We start from the raw sequence: 17,507 nt of genomic DNA, 5'->3' as shown, positions 1-17,507 counted from the left end.
TGGTGCACACAGGGGCATGATGAAATATGCCCTTTATTCGTCGATTATCGCCTCATTGGCTGTTTCTTCCATGCCTGCCGTGGCAGGCCGCAGCAGTGTGCCGGACTATTCCGGTGAGTTGCCCGCTTATGTACATAGTGTCGACTATGCCCGGGACGTGTCTGGAATCACGATTTACGGCGATGCGATGACATGGTGGAACAAGGCGGCGTTACATTACAAGCGCGGCCATAGTCCGAAGGTCGGGGCGGTTATGGCGTTCAAACCTCACGGAAATCTGCGGCTTGGCCATGTGGCGACGGTCAGCAAAATTCTCGACAAGCGCCGGGTTTTACTGCGCCATGCGGACTGGTCGCCGATCAACGGACAGCGCGGGCAAATTGAAAATGATGTGTTGGCGGTGGACGTTTCCCCGCGCAATGACTGGAGCGCTGTTAGGGTCTGGTATGCTCCAAATAACGATCTGGGAGCGACAAAATGGCCGGTTTACGGCTTTATTTACAATGATGGCTCACCCTTGCCGCGCGTTGTGCCACCACAGCGCAAGCTCGTTGCAGCGCCTGTTCAGGTGGCTCGATCAGATACACAGAAGGACACAAGGGAACCTAAGGTGACTTCAAGGTCCGCCTCGACGACCTTTCAGGCGGCTTTCAGCGATTTCTGACTCGACGGCTGAGCCGAGTCAGAAAATCCGATCCTGAAAAGTGATCAACCAGCCTTGGCTATGGGTGGATTTTCACCGAGGTCTTCATACCAGGCTTCAACCGGCCCCTTGAGCTTGATCGTCAGTGGATTGCCTTTGCGATCCATCGTCTTGCCCGCCTGAACGCGAACCCATCCTTCAGAGATGCAATATTCATCCACATTTGTGCGGACGACATCCTTGAAGCGGATACCAATGCCGCGTTGCAGCTTATCGGCATCGAAAAATTCGCTGCGTGGATTGATGGCAAGGCGATCTGGTGGCACGTCTGATGGGTTGCCGGAAGGCGCATTGGCCGTGTCTTGGTTGGTTTCTTCGGTCATGGTTGCCGCTTAGCCATCAACTTCAGGAAAAATCAATCCGGTGGAAGATTGATTTCAGGGGTTGAAGGCGTGGCGGGCGCTTTTTCGCCGCCTGTTTTGCCCGGCTCAATGACATCGCTCTTTCCGGGCTTCACTTCATCAGGCTGTTCGGGCGTCACTTCATCGGGATGATCACCGGGGTTGATGCTGTCATCTTCCATGGTCCGGTCAAAGCTGGCTTCATGCGATCCGGGGTAATCGCTGTCTCCATTGTCCATCGCCAGGGTTGATGCTTCTTCAGCGTCGGCATGGGGATCAATCGCCGGCGGAGTGGATGGCGGGACGTGTGGTTCGCGATAATCTTTTTCGGAATAGTCGTTCCGGTCCATTGTGCGTCCTTTCTGCTGGAAAAACCAGCAAGGTGGCGTAACAGGGGTACAACGGTGCAAGAGGTTGGCGTGTTCCGGCAAAAATATCACTTTATGCCGTTTTGCTTGCCCTTTTTGTTCAGCCCTTATAAGGGCGCTTCCCTGTTTCTCAGGTACAAAGCCTGTATAGAGTTCATAGCCGCGGGCGTGGCGGAATTGGTAGACGCGCTGGATTTAGGTTCCAGTATCGTAAGATGTGGGGGTTCGAGTCCCTTCGCCCGCACCAGTACTGGCATCCGGGGCCAGATCAGAGTTTGGAAGGCATTTAATGCAGATCGTTGAAACCACCAATGAAGGCCTCAAGCGTGGCTATACGCTGACGATTACAGCCGGCGACATCGAAGCGCGCATTGACAGTGAAGTCAAAAAAGCAGCGCCGCAGGTTCGTATGCCAGGCTTCCGTCCGGGCAAGGTTCCGGTCAACCTCGTTCGCAAGATGCACGGTGAAGCACTTCATTCCGAAGCACTGAACACCGCTGTTCGCGAATCAGTCGATCAGCTTATGCGTGAAAAGAAGCTGCGCCCTGCGCTGCAGCCCAGCGTTGATCTCGATAAGGATTACGCCGAGGGTAAAGACGCCAAGCTGACCGTTGAACTCGAAGTTCTGCCTGAAATTGAAACGCCATCGGTTGAAGGCCTGAAGCTTGAAAAGCTGAATGTGCCGGTTGCTGATGAAGCAGTTGATGAAGCGCTGGCCAAGCTCGCTGAAAATCAGAAGAGCTACAAAGATGCTGCCAAGACCAAGAAGGCCGCTGAAGGCGACCAGCTGATCATCGATTTCGTCGGCAGCATTGATGGTGTCGAATTCGAAGGCGGCAAGGCTGAAGGCGCTGCGCTCGTCATCGGTTCCGGCCAGTTCATCCCCGGCTTTGAAGAGCAGCTCAAGGGTGTGAAGACGGGTGAAGAAAAGACCATCACGGTCACCTTCCCGGCAGACTATCAGGCTGAACACCTCAAGGGTAAGGATGCGCAATTCGCTATCACTGTCCAGCAGGTCAAGACGCCAACAGAAACCAAGATTGACGAAGATTTCGCCAAATCGCTTGGTATCGACAATCTTGAAACGCTGAAGAATCTCCTGCGCGGCCAGCTCGAACAGGAAACAGCCAATCTCACCCGCACGCAGATGAAGCGTCAGCTTCTTGATACTCTGGCAGGTGACTATGATTTCCCCGTGCCGCCAAGCATGGTTGAAGCAGAATTTGCCCAGATCTGGCAGCAGCTTCAGCAGGAAGCCGCACGCGAAGAAAACCCTGAAGAAGCGATGAAGGAAATCGAATCCGAGAAGGACGATTACCGCAAGATCGCTGAACGCCGTGTTCGTCTCGGCCTGCTTCTGTCCGAAATCGGCCAGTCCAACGGCGTTGAAGTGACGCAGCAGGAAATGCAGATGCTTCTGCAGCAGGCTGCTCAGCAGTACCGCCCTGAAGATCGCCAGCGTTTCTTCGAATATGTGCAGCGTGAACCCATGGCTCAGGCCCAGCTTCGCGCTCCGCTATACGAAGACAAGGTCGTCGATTTCCTCTTCGAAAAGGCTGAAGTGACTGAACGCGATGTAACGCGTGAAGAACTGGAAGCTGCGATCGAAGCGGAAGAAGGCGAAGAGGCTGCAAAGCCAGCGGCCAAGAAGGCTGCGCCTAAGAAAAAAGCTCCGGCCAAAAAGGCAAGTGCTGCCAAGGCTGACGATGCAGACACTGAAGCGAAGCCAGCAGCCAAGAAGGCTCCGGCCAAGAAAGCTGCCGCCAAGGCTGACGATGCAGACGCTGAAGCAAAGCCCGCTGCGAAAAAGGCTCCAGCGAAGAAGGCTCCGGCCAAGAAAGCTGCTAAGGCTGATGATGCAGACGCCGCTGCAAAGCCAGCAGCGAAGAAGGCCCCGGCCAAGAAGGCTGCTCCTAAGAAGTAAGCTATTCGGGCAGGCCTCGGTTCGGGCAGGCCCTGCGCCGCAGCCTGAAACAAGCATAGCGAAACGGGCGATCCAGCAATGGGTCGCCCGTTTTGTGTTGTGGGCTTAGCTTTCTTTGACAGGAATATCCGCGCCACTGTCTTCATGGCGGTGTGCATCAGCCTTCTCTGCACACCACAGCAATTGCCCTGCTGTCAGCCCGTGGATGACAATGGATAGTAAAATGGTAAAAGAGACACCGGCCCACAGCTCTGGCAATTGCTGAAACTCACCATGGTTCTGGGCATAGGCAAGGTAGTAGATCGATCCGACACCGCGGGCTCCCAGGAAGGCAACTGTCAGCTTGCCCGGCCATGGCAGGGCGTTGATCATTTCCCCCAGAAAACCGGTGACAGGGCGAATCACGAAGACCAGCAGCACTGCCATTATCACGATGGGCCATGAAAGCCCGGCAAGCACGCCTTTGGCCAGCATTCCGCCGAAAGCGAACATCATGATTACCAGCACGATCTTTTCGATCTGATCGATGAAATGGTGACTGATCTTGTGATATTCGCTGCGGTTTTCGCGCTGGCGGGTGGTCACAGCGGCCACGAACACGGCAAGGAAGCCATATCCGTGAACGACTTCCGCCACGCCATAGGCCAGCAGTGAGCCGCCCAGCACGATGAGGCCTTCACTGGTGGTGTAACTTTGTGAACGCTGCTTGTTCTTGTCAGCATCGCCAGCGTGTCTTTCAAACACATACCATGCAGCCGCGCGACCAATAAAGTAACCAACCGCCAGACCCAGCAGCACGCGCAGCACCAGATCGTTGAGCAGCCATTCCACGCTCCAGCCCCCCAGCGATGTCATGCCTACAGCGGCGATAGCGAGGAAGGTGAAGGGGAAGGCGAGGCTGTCATTAAGGCCTGCTTCCACGCTGAGTGAGAAACGGATATCGTGGCGTTCATCTTCACCCGGCGGCCCAACTAATACGCTGCGGGCAAAAACGGGGTCAGTCGGCGCGAGAACAGCTCCCAGCAGCAAAGCACCCGCAGGAACCAGTCCGATCACCCACCAGCTCCACAGAGCGACAAGAGCAATGGTCAGCGGCATAGTAATGAGCAGCAAAGGCCAGACCTGCTTCCAGTTTGGCCATGTGACCTTGCGATCAATCGCGATGCCCGCTGCCATGAGCGAAACGATCATGATGAATTCGGTTGCATATTCGAGAGCGACCGAATCGAATTTGTCACGCGCCGGGTTAATGTCCGGCAGCCCGAGCGGCAGGCTGAACGCGATGAAGCCGATGGCGACATAAATAATCGGCAGTGAAAGCCAGCGGATGCGGGAGAGCCATCGCTGAAGGCCAACAGAAAGCGCCAGCCCGAGGCCGATCAGAACGAAAAGAAATATGCGCGGATCCACCAAAGCCCCTGAGTTTAAGAACTTAGAGGCAATTCCTGCGCTGGTTGAAAGGTTCCGAACCCAAAGGTTGGATGCCATAGAAAAAGGGCGGGTTCGGCACCCGCCCTGACTATATAGCGCTTAACTGATAAGCGCCGGGGCGCCAGCCATAACCTTGCAAAAAGGCAGGCCACCGCCCGGAAGTGTTAAGCAGCGTCTTTGATCTCAACCAGCTTCAGGCCGAAAGTCAGATCTTCTCCGGCGAGCGGGTGGTTGCCGTCTGCTTTCACGGATTGCTCACCCACCTCAGTCACCACCAGATTGACGGTGGAGCCATCCTGCTGCTGGGCTGAAAGGGTCATGCCCGGTTCCGGCTGCGGTTCTGGCGGCAGGTTTGCGCGAGGAATTTCGATAACCATTTCGTCACGGCGCGGACCGAATGCGTTCTCGGAATCAACTTTGACTGTTTTTTCCGAGCCAACTTCCATGCCGGTGAGGGCGCTTTCGATCTGCGGAAGAATTTCGCCGCTGCCGATGGTGAGCGTCTGCGGGCCTTCCTGTTCGGTGCCGCCGACGACTGTGCCGTCATTCGTGTGGACGACGAAATCAATAATTACGGTGTCGCCATTTTTTGCAGTCTGCATAAATTCCTTTCGGGTAGGAGAATCGGCGCTCAAAACGCCGAGTGACAGGTGCCCTTGATCAGGCACGCGATGGCCCAATGATCGCAATGATGGGCGCAGTAGTCAAATCGGGGCGTTTTTGTGAGCATTTCCAGCCCTCAGATATGAGCCTTAAACACCCTATGTGCTTGGCTCGGCGCTTGCGATGTGGTGAATAATGCTGTGGTTGGGCCAGCGATCAAATGGAACTGCTGGGGAAATGGATGTTAATTCCCTTGAACATCGCCCCGACAGTAGCGACATAGGCCTTCGACCTTCAAAGATGAGGAATTTCATGATCGATCTGTTTGGCTCTTCGGGCGAAACCCACGGCACTCAGGGCCAGTTTACCCGTGATCCGGTAACAGGCGCGCTTGTTCCGGTTGTTGTTGAAAGCACTAGCCGGGGTGAACGCAGCTTCGACATTTTCAGCCGTCTGCTGCGTGAACGCATTGTCTTCGTTACCGGTCAGGTGGAAGACAATATGGCGTCGCTGATTGTGGCGCAGTTGCTGTTTCTCGAATCGGAAAATCCGTCCAAGCCGATCAGCATGTATATCAACTCGCCCGGCGGTGTGGTGACAGCTGGCATGGCGATTCATGACACGATGCAATATATCAAGCCGCGCGTTTCCACCGTTTGTGTGGGGCAGGCTGCTTCGATGGGCAGTTTCCTGCTGGCCGCGGGTGAACCGGGTATGCGGATCGCATTGCCCAATGCCCGCATCATGGTGCATCAGCCATCGGGCGGTGCGCGTGGTATGGCTTCGGATATCGAAATTCAGGCGCGGGAAATCCTGCGTATCCGCAAGCGGATGAACGATCTGTATGTAAAGTACACAGGTCAGAGCCTTTCAGACATTGAAAAGGCAATGGATCGCGATACTTTCCTCGAAGCGGAAGAAGCGATGAAGTTCGGTCTGGTGGACAAGGTTTTCGAAACCCGCCCTGAAACCGAACAAGTCGGTGATGAAAGCGGCTCAGGCGGTGCTCCTGAATAAATAGGGGGCCGTCAGGATCTTGATGCTGCGCAGTTTCAGGTGGATTTGCCCCGCTAAAAGCAGGGGGTTGCGCCAGGGGGCTGTAATCGCCACCTGAATTGTGTAGCATTTTGGCAACCTTGTATTTTCAGGCTGGAGTAAGCTCCAGCCTTTAAGGTTGGCCCGATTGATATTGAAATTAACGGAGTTACACTCCGTTATTCCCTTCAGGCGAATCCCGTATGAAGGGCGCAGGACAAAGGCATGACCAAATTGAGTGGATCGGATAGCAAGAGCACACTTTACTGCAGCTTCTGCGGCAAGTCGCAGCACGAAGTAAGGAAGCTCATCGCCGGCCCGACCGTCTTCATTTGCGATGAATGCGTTGAATTATGCAATGACATCATCCGCGAAGAAACCAAGGGCGGGCTTGCCGGCAAAAAAGACGGTGGAGTTCCAACACCGAAGGAAATCTTCGAAACGCTGAGCGATTATGTGATCGGGCAGGATCGCGCTAAGCGCGTTCTCGCGGTTGCTGTGCACAATCACTACAAGCGCTTGAAGCATTCTGGTAAGTCTGGCGATGTTGAACTGGCGAAGTCAAACATCCTGCTGGTTGGCCCCACGGGTTCGGGCAAGACGCTGCTGGCACAAACGCTCGCGCGCACTTTTGATGTGCCGTTTACGATGGCTGATGCCACCACGTTGACCGAAGCTGGCTATGTTGGGGAAGATGTCGAAAACATCATTCTCAAACTGCTTCAGTCATCCGACTATAATGTCGAAAAGGCGCAACACGGCATCGTCTATATTGACGAGATCGACAAGATTACCCGCAAGTCGGAAAATCCATCGATCACGCGCGACGTATCCGGTGAAGGGGTGCAGCAGGCTCTGCTCAAGCTGATGGAAGGCACCACTGCGTCGGTTCCTCCTCAGGGCGGCCGTAAGCACCCGCAGCAGGAATTCCTGCAGGTCGACACGACGAACATCCTGTTCATCTGTGGCGGTGCCTTTGCAGGCCTTGAGAAGGTGATTGCAGATCGTTTGCAGAAGCGTTCAATCGGCTTCGGTGCGCATGTGTCAGATCCTGACAAGCGCCGGGTTGGTGAACTGCTCCAGAAGTGTGAGCCCGAAGATCTGCTGAAGTTCGGTCTGATTCCGGAATTCGTTGGCCGTCTGCCGGTGATCGCGACTTTGAACGATCTCGATGTTGAAGCGCTGGTGATGATTCTGCGTGAACCCAAGAATGCGCTGGTGAAGCAGTATCAGAAGCTCTTCGAACTCGAAGATGTTGATCTGACCTTCACGGATGATGCTCTGGTGGCAATTGCCAATAAAGCCATCAAGCGTAAAACGGGTGCTCGTGGCCTACGGTCTATCGTCGAAGGCTTGTTGCTCGATACGATGTTCGATTTGCCGAGCATGGAAGGCGTTTCGGAAGTTGTGGTCGATGGCGATGTTGTCGAAGGCCGCAAGGAACCGGTTCGGGTTCTGGGCAACGCCAAGAAAAAGGAAGAGGCCGCGTAAAACTCGCCTCTTTACTGAGTGATTAAAAATGCCCGCTTTTCCCATCGGAAAAGTGGGCATTTTCATGTGTGACACTATCTTCGCCGCCATATTGTGACGCAAATCATATTCGACGGGTGGTTCAGACCCGGTGGCTGCTCTCCAATGAACAGTCACCCAGCGCCATTTCCACCTGAATGGTCGTGTGCCCAATGCCAAAACGATGCTCTAGCTCGTGAGCGACATCGTGCAGAAAAGGATCTCCTGGATGGCCTGCTGGCATGACCAGGTGGGCGGTGAGCGCAGTTTCGGTGGTGCTCATCGGCCAGATATGCAGATCATGGATCGCATCCACACCGTCAAGTTTACCAAGATAGGTGGACACTTCCTGCTCATCGATTCCCTCTGGCACGCCGAGCAGGCCCATCTTCACACTGTCTTTGAGCAGGCCCCACGTTCCCGCTGCAATAACAAGCACGATAATGATGCTGGTGACGGGGTCGATCCATGAAGTGCCGGTCCACAAAATCAGCAGTCCAGCACCCACCACGCCGACTGATACCAGCGCGTCCGCTGCCATGTGCAGGAAGGCACCGCGAATATTGATGTCATTCTTGCGGCCCCCCATGAACAGCAGGGCCGTCCCTGTATTGATGAGCACACCGATGCCGGCCACCACTATCATGGTCATGCCTTCGACCGGGGCGGGGGCAATAAAGCGCTGTATCGTCTCGTAGAGAATTGCGCCCAATGCGATCAGGAGAAGCGCGGCATTGCCCATGGCGGCGAGGATCGAACTGGATTTATATCCATAGGTGAAGCGGGCGCTGGGCGGGCGTTGGCTGGCAATGCTGGCACCCCATGCGATCAGCAGGCTAAGAACATCGGACAGATTATGGCCTGCATCAGCGACCAGAGCCATCGAGCCTGAAATGATGCCAAAACCGGCTTCAACAATTACAAAGACAGAGTTGAGGACCACCCCGATTGCAAAGGCGCGGCCATAGTTCGCTGGAGCATGAACGTGCCCATGATGATGCCCGTGGCCATGGGAATGCCCATGATGGCCGTGCTGTTCTGCCGAGTCCCGCTGATTTTTCATGAGAATCGAAGTAACAATGCCGTTGACCGACGACAATGATCCTTTTGGGTGCAATGCAGCATTTTTATTGCGGATCGCTTGCAAGAACGCTTGAAATTGCGTGATAAAAATGCCGCACTGGGGTGATAAATGCGTCAGCAGAACCTGATACATCAGCGGGGAAATACCTAATTATTGGCTCAAAATGGAATATTCCATATAAAAATCATATAGTTGGATTGGTTGACGCTTTAGTTCCCAAAAATGTCAAACTGTCTTCTCTTAGTCACATTTGACGGGCTAAGGCGCGCATCAGAGGCAAGCGCCGGGCTCAAGAGAAGCGCAGCCACACACAATTTTATGTCTGAGACAGTTTCTAAGACAGATAGGGATCAGCAAATGAAGAAAATTCTTTTCCACAGCAGCGCATTGGTGGCGCTTGCGATGCCAGCAATGGCTCACGCACAGTCAACCGGTTCAGTGGACTTCCAGGACGATGAAATCGTCGTCAGTGGCACAGCGCTGAAAGATGTAAACGGGATTGAAATTCCTAACACGCCTAAGGCGAAGCAGGTTCTGGGTGAAGAAATCATCCGTGCACAGCGCCCTGGTCAGACCGTCAATGATATCATCAATCTGGTTCCAGGCGTCAGCTTCCAGAACAACGATCCTTGGGGCTCTGGCGGTGGTGACTTCACCATCCGTGGCTTTAAGTCTGACCGTGTTTCTCAGACGCTTGACGGTATTCCGCTGAACGATTCTGGCAACTATGCCATGTACACCAACCAGCAGATTGACCCTGAAATTCTGCAGTCGGTGAACGTCAACCTCGGCACGACCGACATCGACAGCCCGACCGCTTCTGCCGTTGGCGGTACAGTCAACCTGCGTACCCGTGTTCCTAATGAAGATGCGTCTGTCACGGCATCTGCCAGCTACGGCAACATCCTCAGCCCCGGTTCGGGCAACCGTCCGTTCCACCGTTTCTTCGGTATGTTCGATACGGGTAGCTTCACATCTTCGGGTACTCGCGCATTCTTCTCCGCCAGCCAGACCGGTTATGATAACCCGTTCAACAATTACGGCAAAGTTGAGAAGAAGCAGTTCAACGGCCGTATCTATCAGCCGCTGGGCGACAATGGCGATTTCATCTCCATCGCTGCGCATTACAATGAAAACCGCAACAACTTCTTCGGCTCGCTGAAGTTCACTGGTGAAGGCGACACGACCGATCAGTTCCCTGACACCAAGCGCGCTCGTTTCTATGACATCAACTACCCTTGCGTAACGGCCAGTGCCAATGCAGGTGTTGCTGACAGTCCGAACTCCTGCGGCACGGAATTTGACCGCCGTTACAACCCATCTGACACGGGCAACATCCGTATCGCTTCGCGCTTCACGCTGGCAGACCGGTTGATCCTTTCGGTTGAACCTAGCTTCCAATATGTCAAAGCCAATGGCGGCGGCACCAGCAAGATGCGCGAAGGTTTCTACACCGCAAATGGTCAGCAGCTTACCGGTGTCTTCGGTGGTTCCTACTATTTCGGTCGCGACCTGAACGGTGACGGCGACACGCTGGATATCGTAACAGGTCTTCAGCCGAGCCAGACCCGCACCAACCGTTATGGTGTGATCTCGTCACTCGCTTACGAAATCAACGACAACAACCGCGTTCGTATCGCTTACACACTTGATCATGCACGCCACCGCCAGACGGGCCAGGCAGGCATGGTGAAGTCCAATGGTGAACCCTATGATGTGTTCCCAATGGATGATGCCTTGACCGATGCCAATGGTGTTGAACTCAACAAGCGTAACCGTAAATCTTACGCGATTTTGAACCAGGTTTCGGGCGAATATATCGGCACTTTTGGTGGTCTGAACCTCAACCTCGGTTTCCGCGCTCCATTCTTCACACGTAAGCTGAACCAATATTGCTATACAACCAGTGCAGCCGGTTATGTTGACTGCATTGCAAGCGGTGCCGCAGATGCTTACGAAGCAGCCAAGCCTAACGCAATTGCTCCGCTGTCGCGTAAATATAAGTACGACAAGTTCCTTCCGAACGTCGGCCTGACTTACGAATTGGCCCAGAATACCTCTGTATTCCTGAACTACGCCAAGGGAATTTCCGTACCCGGTACCGATCCGCTGTATGACTCGCTCTATGTGGCCGATAAGACCGAAGCGCGTCCGGTTCCAGAAACCACAGACAGCTTCGATGGTGGCTTCCGTTACCAGAGCGGCCGTATTCAGGCGCAGGTCGGTGGTTATTACACCCGTTATAACGACCGCCTCGCATCGTCCTATGATCCGATCACAACTGACACGATCTACCGTAATCTCGGCCGGGTGGACAAATGGGGCGTAGACGGCAGCATCGCTTACAAGCCAACACCACAGAGCATGCTCTATGTGTTCGGTTCGTGGAATGACTCCGAAATCAAGGACGATATTCAGGACGGTGTTGATGCTGACGGTAAGCCAACCTACCTCGCTACAGGCGGCAAGAGCGAAGGCGGTGCGCCTAGCTGGAGCATTGGTGGACGTGGCCAGGTCGAATTCGGTGATCTGCGTCTTGGCGCTCAGGTCAAGTACACCGGTTCACGTTACCTGAACGACATCAATACCGTGAAGATTGATGGCTACACGATTGTTGACCTCGATGTTCGTTACAACGTCACGGACACAATCGCTGTCCAGGCCAATGTCAGCAACCTGCTTGATGAACTCTATGTCGGTAAGGCCACCAGTGGTCTCGATTCGACGAGCGAATATGTTCAGATCGGTGCACCGCGTGCGGCCAGCATTTCTCTGATCATCGGTTACTAATCCCACACGGGCTTAGCTCGAAAAACAAGCGCGGGAGGGGCAACTCTCCCGCGCTTTTTTGTGTCTTTTGAGAGGGCTGTGGGGCTCGTTCCCGGAAATCCACAGATGATCCTGGCGCCAGGCTGACCGGCTCTGGACGAATCTCATGCGCTGGGCTTACCGGCAAGGCATGAGCATTATCGCAACCATCATGAACACCACCACCGGCCGCCCCATCCAGAAGATGAAATTCGGCCGGATGCCCAAACCATGGGCCTCTTTTAACCTCGAAACCGGCGAACTGGTACAGGCGGAGCGCGTGGATGTGGGCAAACCCGCACCCGGAAAGTTCATTGCTCCAGTGGAAGTCTGGGTCACACCAAAGTCTGACGATTGAGCCAGATTTGGCTATCGAGCAAGGCCTGAGAAGAACCTCAAGAGATGAGAAAGGGATCTAGGAGCACCTAAAAGGTGTTAAGCAGGCCCAAAGGACGTGTATCCCAGATCACCTGCCGCTCCACCCAATTCAGGCCTTACTGATAGACGCAAGAATCCAACTCATCACGCCGAACGATTCTGATCCGCCTTTGAATCGTATTGCCATAGCGCCGTGTGAAGCCTGACGGGCTGACTACGGCGCGTTTCTTTGGCTGGGGCAGGGCTGCTGCCATGCGGGCGGCTTCAGAGCGGGACAGGCGGGCAGCGCTATGCTTGAAATAGCGTTGTGATCCCGCTTCAATACCATAGGTGCCGATGCCGGTTTCCGCGACATTGAGATAGACTTCCATGATCCGCCGCTTACCCCAGATGCTTTCGATCAGCAGGGTGAACCAGGCTTCCAGCCCTTTGCGGATATAACCGCCATCCTGCCACAGGAAGACGTTCTTCGCGGTTTGCTGCGAGATGGTCGAGCCACCACGAATTTTTCCACCCTCGGCATTATGCTGGATAGCTTTTTCGATGGCTTCGCGATCGAATCCATCGTGGGTGCAGAATTTGGCATCTTCTGCGGCAATTACTGCGCTGACCATATTGCGATCAATCCGCGAGAGCGGCACCCAATCCTTGTTGTAGCCATTTTCATCCAGCAGCATGGTCATGGTGACCGGCGGCGGGACAAAGCGCAGCACCACGACAAGCCCGACACTGATGATGCAGAACCAGAGAAAGGCGAGGGCGATGAAACGGGAAAGTTTAAGGAGCATGGCGTCCTGAGTTACCGAGTGAGCGCCAGCCATGCAATCGGACGATCACATATATCCATCATCGTGCGCATGAAAAACCCCCGAGGCGGCGGGCCACGGGGGTTGATCGATCATGCTGTGATGAGAGGCGTGCCTTAGGCATCCACTGGCAGCAGCTTTTCACCGGCAATGCGCTGCATGGCTTTCTGAAGCTTTTCAAACGCACGCACTTCGATCTGGCGAATCCGTTCGCGGCTGACATCGTAAACCTGCGACAATTCTTCCAGTGTCTGTGGATTTTCCGTCAGGCGGCGCTCAGTCAGAATATGCTGTTCACGATCATTAAGGCTACCCATCGCTTCGATCAGCATGGAATGGCGCACCGTGGCTTCCTCCGCATTGGCGACGGTTTCATCCTGCAAAGGACGATCATCCGTAAGCCAATCCTGCCACTGGCCGGACCCTTCTTCATCCGAACGCATGGAGACGTTGAGTGATGCATCGCCGCCCATCATCATCCGGCGGTTCATGTTGATCACTTCCTGTTCGGCCACGCCGAGGTCGGTTGCGATCTTGGTCACGTCTTCCGGGCTGAGATCGGAATCTTCATATGCTTCAAGATTCTTCTTCATCCGGCGCAGATTGAAGAACAGCTTCTTCTGCGCGGCGGTGGTGCCCATTTTGACCAGGCTCCAGCTACGCAGGATGAATTCCTGCATCGAGGCCTTGATCCACCACATCGCATAGGTGGCGAGGCGGAAGCCGCGATCGGGTTCGAATTTCTTTACGCCCTGCATCAGGCCGACATTGCCTTCGGAAATCAGATCGCTGACGGGCAGGCCATAACCGCGATAGCCCATGGCGATTTTCGCCACGAGACGCAGATGGCTCGTCACCAGTTGTTTTGCAGCGTCGGGATCACCATGTTCCTGATAACGCTTGGCAAGCATATATTCCTGCTCCGGCTTCAGAAGGGGAAACTTCTTGATCTCGGACAGGTAGCGGTTGAGGCTGTTTTCGCCACCCAGGGCGGGCACGCTCAGCGCTGTGCTTTTTTTAACATTGCTCATTTTACCTAAACCTTTCTTGCGTCGACCGCTTTTCGCTGACCCCTGTTGAGCATCCGCTGGTCGCGGCCACGTCTTGTCCATCCCTTATACACGAAATTAAGATGGATTTGTTCTCATTTCATCGATCTAAATGAGTGATTTCGTCGATCAGTTCCCGCATATCCTCTGGCAGCGCGCTTTCCAGATGCACTTTTTCACCTGTTACGGGATGAATAAACCCCAAAACCGCAGCGTGGAGCGCCTGACGGCGGAAGTCGAGTCGGGAAAGCACGGGCCTGATCCTCGAATTGTTGCGTCCATAGACAGGGTCTCCCAATAGCGCATGGCCGATGGACGACATGTGAACGCGCACCTGATGCGTGCGCCCGGTTTCAAGCCGGCATTCAATCAAGGATGAATGGTCGAGGTTTTGAATGGTTTTGAAATGAGTGACGGCATGTTTCCCGCGAGCTGAGTCGGGGCGCAGCACGGCCATTTTCTTGCGATTGCTGTCCGATCTGCCAATCAAACCGCTTACCGTGCCAGCAGAGGGGAGAGGATGGCCGTTCACCACGGCCAGATAGACCCGTTCAAGAGAATGATCGGCAAATTGCCGCGCCAGACCTTCATGCGCCACATCGTTTTTGGCGACTACCAGCAAACCAGAAGTATCCTTGTCGATCCGGTGGACGATACCGGGCCGGGCCACGCCGCCAATGCCCGACAATTGGCCCCGGCAATGATGGAGCAGTGCATTCACCAGCGTACCGGTTGGATTGCCAGCGGCGGGGTGGACGACCATCCCGGCAGGCTTATCCACCACAATCAGATGGGCATCTTCATAAGCAATGTTGAGGGGGATATCCTGCGGCCTGGCTTCGGGTTCGGTTGCTGGTGGCACCGTGATGGCGAAGCGGCTTCCGGCCAAGGTCTTCACTTTGATCTGGGTGGCCACGGCATCATTCAGCATTACGCAGCCTTCTGCGATCAGGGCTTTAACCCGCTCACGCGACAATTCTGTCGCATCGCTCAATGCCTTGTCCAGACGTTGGCCACTCTCAGTGAGTACACCTTGGATGATAGTATTTGCCCCCATATTGATACAGATGGGCAGCGATATTCAGCGTGACAAGGCAAGGACACGGCAAATCACCAGTTCATCGATCATTATCCGCAAAAAAGCGTTGATAGCCATCTCCCAAGCGGCAGAAAGGGCGTTTCCGGAGGAAGCCTGTGGGCTTTTGCTCGGGGAGAATGGCTCTATTACATCAGCCATTGCCGTGGCCAATGTGGCGGCTGAGCCAACCCGGCATTTCGAAATTGAACCGCAGGCACTCATCAATGCCTATCGGGCACAGCGGCAGGGCGGGCCGCAAGTGATCGGCTATTTCCATTCACACCCTGTGGGCAGGGCTGCGCCTTCCGCAACCGATCAGGCGATGGCGTCAGGTGATGGAAAGGTGTGGGCGATTATAGCGAAAGGCGATGTAACGTTCTGGACGGACGACCCCGAGGGTTTTGCCGAGCTTTCCTATCGTGTTGGAGACAGCTAAGGCATTGCAAAACCATAACTGTCTGATGCGAAGGGCATGGGCAATGTAAAAAGCGATTCAGTTGCTTCGCATTGTGCTTGTCTTTTTGCGTCGGAACATTGCATTGCGTCGCCACTCTGGCCCATTGCGGGCCTTCCCGAGATATAGAAATACCGGACTTCATATGACAGTTTCTCCCGCCCATCTTGCTTCCCTTCTCTCTTCGCGCCTGTGCCACGATATGCTTAGTCCTGTAGGTGCGCTGACCAATGGTCTGGAGTTGCTGTCGGAAGAACAGGATGACGAAATGCGGCAGCGCTGCTTCGAACTTCTGGAGCAGAGCGCCCATATCAGCGCCAGCAAGCTCAAATTCTTCCGTCTGGCCTATGGTTCGGCGGGCAGTTTTTCCGAATCCGTTTCACTGGAAGAACCCCGTGCGCTCATCATGGCACTGGCGGGTGATAATGGCCGGATCACCGTGGAATGGCATGTTGGTGGCACCAAGATGAGCAAATCTGCGGTGAAGATCCTTTTGAACCTCGCTGCGATCGGGATTGAAGCCCTGCCACGTGGCGGCAAGCTCGAAATCGCTGGCGAAATGGGGCAGGACGCAACGGAAATCGTGGTTCGTGCATCGGGTGCGCGGATTGCTTTTGATGGCACTGTGGGGCAGGCTCTGGATGGTTCGCTGGACGACCGCCAGATTTCAGCCCGTACCGCGCCTGCCTATATGATCTATTTGCTGGCCGATGAATGTGGCGGCGGTATTCAGCATATGCTGCAGGATGATGCGCTGATTATGGGCGCGGTTCTGCCACAAGCATGATTCAGGGGTGATATGCAAGAACTGATCCACCACGAGCGGCCTTCGCCCAATTTTAATGAGCGCAAGCGCCCCATCTCCATGGTGGTCCTGCATTACACCGGAATGCGCAGTGCAGAAGAAGCGCTGGAACGGATGTGCGATCCGGCGGCGGAAGTTTCTGCCCATTACATGATCGACGAGGAAGGCATTGTAACGCGCCTCGTGGCCGAAGATAAGCGCGCCTGGCACGCCGGGCGTTCTTACTGGCGCGGCGAAACGGATGTTAATTCGGCCAGCATCGGGATTGAGCTGGTCAATCCGGGGCATGAATGGGGCTACCGCCCCTTTCCCGCAGCGCAGATGGACGCGCTGATTCCTCTGCTGGCAGCTATCGTTCGCAAATATGACATTCCGCGCGCCAATGTGGTGGGCCATTCGGACATCGCCCCGGCGCGCAAGGATGATCCGGGCGAATTGTTCGATTGGGAGCGAATCGCCCGCCATCGGCTGGCGCTCGCCCGGCCTGATGTGACGCTGGGTGATCCGTTTGAAAATGAAGGCGCGCTCTATCTCGCGCTGGAACGCTTTGGTTATGACATTACGGATGGCCATGCTGTGATACGCGCTTTTCAGCGGCGTTGGCGGCCTGAGCGGATCGATGGCGAAATTGATTTGGAAATAGGTGCGCTTCTTTTTGCGTTGTTGCTTGATCGTGACCGCGGAAAGACTAGGTAGCGTTCCACGCCAGGGGGCCGGGCAACCGCGTGGGAACTTTATGGTCCTTCGAGGAAAGTCCGGGCTCCACGAAACAAGGGTGGCGGGTAACGCCCGCCGACCTCCGCAAGGGGGTTAGGGAAAGTGCCACAGAGAGCAAACCGCCAAAGGGGCCTTCGGGTCTCATGGTAAGGGTGAAAGGGTGCGGTAAGAGCGCACCGCGCAACCGGCAACGGAAGCGGCATGGTAAACCCCACCCGGAGCAAAACCGAATAGGGGCGCCGCGCCAGCGCAAGCTGGCAGGTCTGTTTCGGACCGAGGACGCCCGGGTTGGTTGCTTGAGCGCACGCAGCAATGCGTCGCCGAGATGAATGGTTGCCCTTTGCGGTCGCGTCCTTTCAGGATACGGGCCGCTCTGACAGAACCCGGCTTACAGGCCCTCTGGCGTATTGATCC

17 protein-coding genes, 1 tRNA gene and 1 other RNA gene are annotated in these 17,507 nt (G+C 55.0%); 11 read left to right on the top strand and 8 right to left on the bottom strand.

Going from position 1 to position 17,507, the window contains the following annotated elements:
- Window positions 1–16: 16 nt before the first annotated feature.
- The gene (locus GRI39_RS06950; RefSeq protein ID WP_425482327.1) at window positions 17–664 is read left to right on the top strand and encodes a CHAP domain-containing protein; all 648 of its coding nucleotides are present in this window, start codon (window positions 17–19) and stop codon (window positions 662–664) included.
- A 44-nt stretch (window positions 665–708) separates the two neighbouring features.
- Here GRI39_RS06950 and GRI39_RS06945 read toward each other — a convergent pair whose 3' ends face one another.
- Both GRI39_RS06945 and GRI39_RS06940 read right to left on the bottom strand, forming a co-directional pair.
- A complete protein-coding gene (locus GRI39_RS06945) occupies window positions 709–1,026 on the bottom strand; it encodes a DUF3297 family protein (protein WP_160738971.1) in 318 nt (105 codons plus the stop codon).
- 32 nt (window positions 1,027–1,058) lie between these two features.
- Complete coding sequence (locus GRI39_RS06940) at window positions 1,059–1,394, bottom strand: hypothetical protein (protein WP_160738970.1); 336 nt, start codon at window positions 1,392–1,394, stop codon at window positions 1,059–1,061.
- A gap of 180 nt (window positions 1,395–1,574) precedes the next feature.
- Here GRI39_RS06940 and GRI39_RS06935 point away from each other — a divergent pair.
- Together GRI39_RS06935 and tig are read left to right on the top strand one after the other, a co-directional pair.
- A tRNA-Leu gene (locus tag GRI39_RS06935) sits at window positions 1,575–1,659 on the top strand.
- A 42-nt stretch (window positions 1,660–1,701) separates the two neighbouring features.
- Window positions 1,702–3,336, top strand: coding sequence for a trigger factor (tig, locus tag GRI39_RS06930; RefSeq protein WP_160738969.1), 1,635 nt, complete (start codon window positions 1,702–1,704; stop codon window positions 3,334–3,336).
- A gap of 105 nt (window positions 3,337–3,441) precedes the next feature.
- Here tig and GRI39_RS06925 read toward each other — a convergent pair whose 3' ends face one another.
- Together GRI39_RS06925 and GRI39_RS06920 are read right to left on the bottom strand one after the other, a co-directional pair.
- Entirely contained in the window at window positions 3,442–4,746 is a 1,305-nt protein-coding gene (locus GRI39_RS06925; protein ID WP_343033306.1) for a cation:proton antiporter, read from the bottom strand.
- A gap of 185 nt (window positions 4,747–4,931) precedes the next feature.
- The gene (locus GRI39_RS06920) at window positions 4,932–5,369 is read right to left on the bottom strand and encodes an FKBP-type peptidyl-prolyl cis-trans isomerase (RefSeq protein WP_160738967.1); all 438 of its coding nucleotides are present in this window, start codon (window positions 5,367–5,369) and stop codon (window positions 4,932–4,934) included.
- A 313-nt stretch (window positions 5,370–5,682) separates the two neighbouring features.
- On the opposite strand from GRI39_RS06920, the gene GRI39_RS06915 reads away from it, so the two are divergent.
- Both GRI39_RS06915 and clpX read left to right on the top strand, forming a co-directional pair.
- On the top strand, window positions 5,683–6,387 hold the full coding sequence (locus GRI39_RS06915; RefSeq protein ID WP_160738966.1) for an ATP-dependent Clp protease proteolytic subunit: 705 nt from the start codon (window positions 5,683–5,685) through the stop codon (window positions 6,385–6,387).
- Window positions 6,388–6,630: 243 nt separating this feature from the next.
- Window positions 6,631–7,896 (top strand): ATP-dependent Clp protease ATP-binding subunit ClpX, encoded by a 1,266-nt coding sequence (gene clpX / locus GRI39_RS06910; protein ID WP_160738965.1) that lies wholly within the window; start codon window positions 6,631–6,633, stop codon window positions 7,894–7,896.
- 121 nt (window positions 7,897–8,017) lie between these two features.
- Here clpX and GRI39_RS06905 read toward each other — a convergent pair whose 3' ends face one another.
- Window positions 8,018–8,977 carry a cation diffusion facilitator family transporter gene (locus tag GRI39_RS06905; protein ID WP_160738964.1) on the bottom strand — a complete coding sequence of 320 codons (960 nt, stop codon included), beginning with the start codon at window positions 8,975–8,977 and terminating at the stop codon, window positions 8,018–8,020.
- A 378-nt stretch (window positions 8,978–9,355) separates the two neighbouring features.
- On the opposite strand from GRI39_RS06905, the gene GRI39_RS06900 reads away from it, so the two are divergent.
- Both GRI39_RS06900 and GRI39_RS06895 read left to right on the top strand, forming a co-directional pair.
- Window positions 9,356–11,788 carry a TonB-dependent receptor gene (locus tag GRI39_RS06900; RefSeq protein ID WP_160738963.1) on the top strand — a complete coding sequence of 811 codons (2,433 nt, stop codon included), beginning with the start codon at window positions 9,356–9,358 and terminating at the stop codon, window positions 11,786–11,788.
- Window positions 11,789–11,957: 169 nt separating this feature from the next.
- Window positions 11,958–12,164, top strand: coding sequence for a hypothetical protein (locus GRI39_RS06895; RefSeq protein ID WP_160738962.1), 207 nt, complete (start codon window positions 11,958–11,960; stop codon window positions 12,162–12,164).
- A gap of 136 nt (window positions 12,165–12,300) precedes the next feature.
- Here the strand turns inward: GRI39_RS06895 and mtgA are convergent, their stop codons facing one another.
- From mtgA to GRI39_RS06880, 3 genes are all read right to left on the bottom strand, one after another.
- The gene (mtgA, locus tag GRI39_RS06890; RefSeq protein ID WP_160738961.1) at window positions 12,301–12,972 is read right to left on the bottom strand and encodes a monofunctional biosynthetic peptidoglycan transglycosylase; all 672 of its coding nucleotides are present in this window, start codon (window positions 12,970–12,972) and stop codon (window positions 12,301–12,303) included.
- A 134-nt stretch (window positions 12,973–13,106) separates the two neighbouring features.
- A complete protein-coding gene (gene rpoH, locus GRI39_RS06885; protein WP_160738960.1) occupies window positions 13,107–14,021 on the bottom strand; it encodes an RNA polymerase sigma factor RpoH in 915 nt (304 codons plus the stop codon).
- Window positions 14,022–14,139: 118 nt separating this feature from the next.
- Window positions 14,140–15,096, bottom strand: a complete 957-nt coding sequence (locus tag GRI39_RS06880; RefSeq protein WP_160738959.1) for an RluA family pseudouridine synthase — start codon at window positions 15,094–15,096, stop codon at window positions 14,140–14,142.
- On the opposite strand from GRI39_RS06880, the gene GRI39_RS06875 reads away from it, so the two are divergent.
- The 4 genes from GRI39_RS06875 to rnpB all read left to right on the top strand — a co-directional run bounded on the left by GRI39_RS06875 (window position 15,077) and on the right by rnpB (window position 17,500).
- Window positions 15,077–15,553, top strand: a complete 477-nt coding sequence (locus GRI39_RS06875) for a M67 family metallopeptidase (RefSeq protein WP_246204941.1) — start codon at window positions 15,077–15,079, stop codon at window positions 15,551–15,553. The genes GRI39_RS06880 and GRI39_RS06875 overlap by 20 nt on opposite strands.
- A 163-nt stretch (window positions 15,554–15,716) precedes the next feature.
- Window positions 15,717–16,358, top strand: a complete 642-nt coding sequence (locus tag GRI39_RS06870; RefSeq protein ID WP_160738958.1) for a histidine phosphotransferase family protein — start codon at window positions 15,717–15,719, stop codon at window positions 16,356–16,358.
- A gap of 12 nt (window positions 16,359–16,370) precedes the next feature.
- On the top strand, window positions 16,371–17,072 hold the full coding sequence (locus GRI39_RS06865; RefSeq protein ID WP_160738957.1) for an N-acetylmuramoyl-L-alanine amidase: 702 nt from the start codon (window positions 16,371–16,373) through the stop codon (window positions 17,070–17,072).
- Window positions 17,073–17,081: 9 nt separating this feature from the next.
- Window positions 17,082–17,500, top strand: an RNA gene (gene rnpB / locus GRI39_RS06860) — RNase P RNA component class A.
- Window positions 17,501–17,507: the final 7 nt, after the last annotated feature.

Source organism: Altericroceibacterium indicum (genome assembly GCF_009828105.1).
Taxonomy (GTDB): domain Bacteria; phylum Pseudomonadota; class Alphaproteobacteria; order Sphingomonadales; family Sphingomonadaceae; genus Altericroceibacterium; species Altericroceibacterium indicum.
Note: the sequence above shows the minus strand (reverse complement) of the source record. Positions and strands in the feature narration are given on the sequence as shown.